The organism is Candidatus Magnetaquicoccus inordinatus (assembly GCF_004217665.1).
GTDB classification, from domain to species: Bacteria; Pseudomonadota; Magnetococcia; order Magnetococcales; family Magnetaquicoccaceae; genus Magnetaquicoccus; species Magnetaquicoccus inordinatus.
Genome location: NZ_RXIU01000298.1, coordinates 1 through 3,255, shown reverse-complemented (window position 1 = coordinate 3,255; position 3,255 = coordinate 1). Strand labels below are relative to the sequence as shown.

The window sequence follows — 3,255 nt, the reverse complement described above, 5'->3', positions numbered from 1 at the left end:
GTTGCGCCGCCGTTTCTGGCCTGCTGATGCAGAGAGGGCAGAGTCGCTCTGAGTCGGGCAGGGGGGATGCTTTGCTGGTTGTGAGGATGAGTCGTGAATCGAGTGCACAATGCCACCATTTTTGTATCGATTGCCAGTTATCGGGATCGGGAGTGTGCTGCCACTATAGCAGACCTGTTTGCCAAGGCTGCCCATCCAGAGCGGCTTGCTCTTGGAGTGTTGTGGCAGATTGATCGGGATCGGGATGGCAGCGCGTATACGCAGATTCTTTGTCGGGCAGAACAGGTGCGTGGCGAGGTGGTGGCCGCCTCGCGCAGTCGGGGGCCTTGTTGGGCCAGACATTGGATTCAAAGCCGTTTTTATGCTGGAGAAGATTTTTATTTGCAGATCGATAGCCACATGCGCTTTGAAGCTGCCTGGGATGTCACATTATTGCAGATGTGGCACAATTGTCCTGCCCATAAGCCGGTATTATCCACTTTACCTCCTCCCTATAATCCACCTGATGAGCGGATTGCTACCGGATTACCCTTTATTCGTGCGGAACGTTTCAAAAGCGATGGCAATCTGGTGCAGCGTTCAGGGACGTTGGATCCGGCTATGCAGTTATCCTCGCCCAGGCCCAGCGCTTTTTTATCTGCCGCCTTTATCTTTGCCGAAAAAAGCATGCTTTCTGAAGTGCCTTATGATCCTTACCTCTATTTTTATGGGGAGGAGTTGACTCTGGCAGTGCGTTTATGGACGCATGGCTATGATTTTTTTGTCCCAAATCAGATTGTTGTTTACCATAATTATGGTTTGCAAGAGCGGGCACGGCACTGGGATGATCATCCTGGAGAGTGGTGGCGCCTGCAGCAGTTGTCGCAGCAGCGAAGATTGCACTTGTTGGGGATGGAGCCGAGCTCTGATCCGTCGGTCATTCAGGAGATGGACAGCTATTCTTTGGGTAACGAGCGCAGCGTGGCAGAGTATGAGCGCTATGCGGATATTGATTTGAATCGACGCAAAATTGGTGTACGGGCCTTGGATGGCCGCTTTCCTGCGCCGGATCTGCTGAGTGATGAAGAGAGGGAGAGTCGGAAAATTTTTACCGACATCTACCAGGCTGGTCGTTGGGGAGGGGTGGAGAGTCGCTCCGGGAGTCGCTCGTTGTGGCGCAAGACCAAACATTGGCGCGAGCATTTGCAACAGCTTGTGCATCGGTGGACCATTCGTACTCTGTTGGATGCAGGGTGCGGTGATGGCAACTGGTTGGCATGGATGGATGAGGCACTTTTGGATCTCTATTTGGGTGTGGATTGTGTTGCCGAGCTGATTAGCAATAATCAGCAGCTCTTTGCCCAGCATGCCCACTATTATTTCAAGGTTGCCGATCTGACGCGCGACCCTTTGCCGTGCATGGATGCCATATTGTGTCGTCATGTGTTGTCCTGGCTCTCTTTGCAGCAAGCCAGAGAGGTGTTGGTTCAGTGCAAAAAAAGTGGATCACGCTATTTGTTGGCTACCACCTATCCTGGGGCCAGCAATCGGGCAAATGTCACCGGGCAGTGGCGGCGTCTCGATTTGACCCGTCCCCCCTTCTCTTTGCCCGCTCCATTGCAGTTGCTGGCGGATGGCACAGAGGAGGAGGGCTGTTTTATGGGAGTCTGGCGTCTGGCCGATTGTACCCTGACCTCTTTGACTGTACCTGTGTGGAGTGCGTCCGCTACTGAGTTGTTGTTTGCACCGTTGCGTGAGGAGTGGCAACTTTGGCAGGAGGCAGGCAGGCGTTGCCAGTTATGGTGGCGGGATGATGATTTGACTGCACCATCGGCCAATTATCAGCGCTTGCAGGATTTGGCAGAGGAGTATGCGCTTCCGGTATTGTTGGCGGTCATTCCAGTCAGGGCGAGTGAGCGTTTGTTGGCGGCCAATGTGCAGAGCAGACAGCTCTTTTTTTGTCAACATGGGTATGCCCATACCAATCATCACCCAGCAGGCAAAGGCCAGAGTGAATTTGCTTTAGAGCGTGCAGAGGAGGAGGTCGCCCAGGAGTTGCAGCAGGGCATGCGACGCTTGCAGCAGCTTTTTGCCGAGAGTTTTTTGCCGGTTTTTGTTCCTCCTTGGAATAACTATCCGGAAGAGCGTATCTTTTTGTTGCAACGTGCCGGTTTTATCGGGCTTTCGCAATATGGTGTTTTGCCGACAACTCTCCAGGAGAAGGGGGGGGTGCGCCGTTATAATGCCCATCTGGATCTGATGGATTGGACGCAGGATCCCCCGAGGATCCAGCGGAGAGATTGGCTGCTCGAGCGTTTGCTGCACAAGTTGCGACAACGTCGTTTGGGTGAGGTGGATCTGCGGGAGCCATTGGGTATTCTTACCCACCACCGCATCATGGATCGCCAGGGTTGGCTGTTTTTACAACAGTTGTTTGCTGTAAGTCGCTCCTTTTCTGCGGTGGAGTGGCTGTCGCCCAGGCAGTTGTTCAGGGAGGGTGAGGAGAACAAGTGCGCTATTCTTTAGCCGCTGATGAGCTGCATCTTTGGTATTGCCCATTGCAGGAGTTGCCGGAGACAGAGGAGCAGACAAGGCTCTATGTATCTGAGGAGGAGCAGGAGAGGCTTGCCAGGATCAGAGCAGAGGAGTCGCGTGTGCTGGCGTTGCGGGTGCGGGCAAGTGTGCGGCGGATTGTCAGTGGTTATGCGGGCTGCAGTGCCAGGGAGTTGCCGATTGTGCGCACACCGGCGGGAAAGCCCTTGTTAGGTGAGCCCTATGCGGCTCTCAAATTTAATCTGGCCCATTCCGGCTCCTGGTTGGGGGTGGCAGTGGCCTGGCAGCGCGAGATTGGTATCGATCTGGAGCGTGTGCGCAGAGATGATCCAGAGTATAGGTTGCGTTTGGCGCGGCGCTTTTTTCATCCACAAGAGAGCGAAGCTCTCTCCCGCCTGCCACCAGCCAGGATTGCAGCAGGATTTTTCACCAGTTGGGTACGCAAAGAGGCATATATCAAGTGTTGGGGAGGAACTATTGCCCAGCATAGCCAGCGCTTTGCACTGACTGTTGATCCAGAACAACCGGCAGAGAGGGTGAGTGCGCACTGGCAGGAGGGGCAGGATACAAAGGTCTCTATTCAGGATGTTTGGGCGCCGCTTGGGTTTTGTGCGGCTGTGGTTTTGTCGGGAAGCCTGCCGCCGCTGTTGCGCCGCCGTTTCTGGCCTGCTGATGCAGAGAGGGCAGAGTCGCTCTGAGTCGGGCAGGGGGGATGCTTTGCTG

General features: G+C 54.6%; 2 protein-coding genes. Both read left to right on the top strand.

Annotation, left to right across the window (positions count from 1 at the left end; genetic code table 11):
- Window positions 1–93: 93 nt before the first annotated feature.
- Window positions 94–2,505 carry a GlcNAc-transferase family protein gene (locus EJP87_RS14880; protein WP_130472648.1) on the top strand — a complete coding sequence of 804 codons (2,412 nt, stop codon included), beginning with the start codon at window positions 94–96 and terminating at the stop codon, window positions 2,503–2,505.
- A complete protein-coding gene (locus tag EJP87_RS14875) occupies window positions 2,490–3,230 on the top strand; it encodes a 4'-phosphopantetheinyl transferase family protein (protein ID WP_130472647.1) in 741 nt (246 codons plus the stop codon). Before EJP87_RS14880 ends, EJP87_RS14875 begins: the two co-directional genes overlap by 16 nt.
- Window positions 3,231–3,255 lie beyond the last annotated feature (25 nt).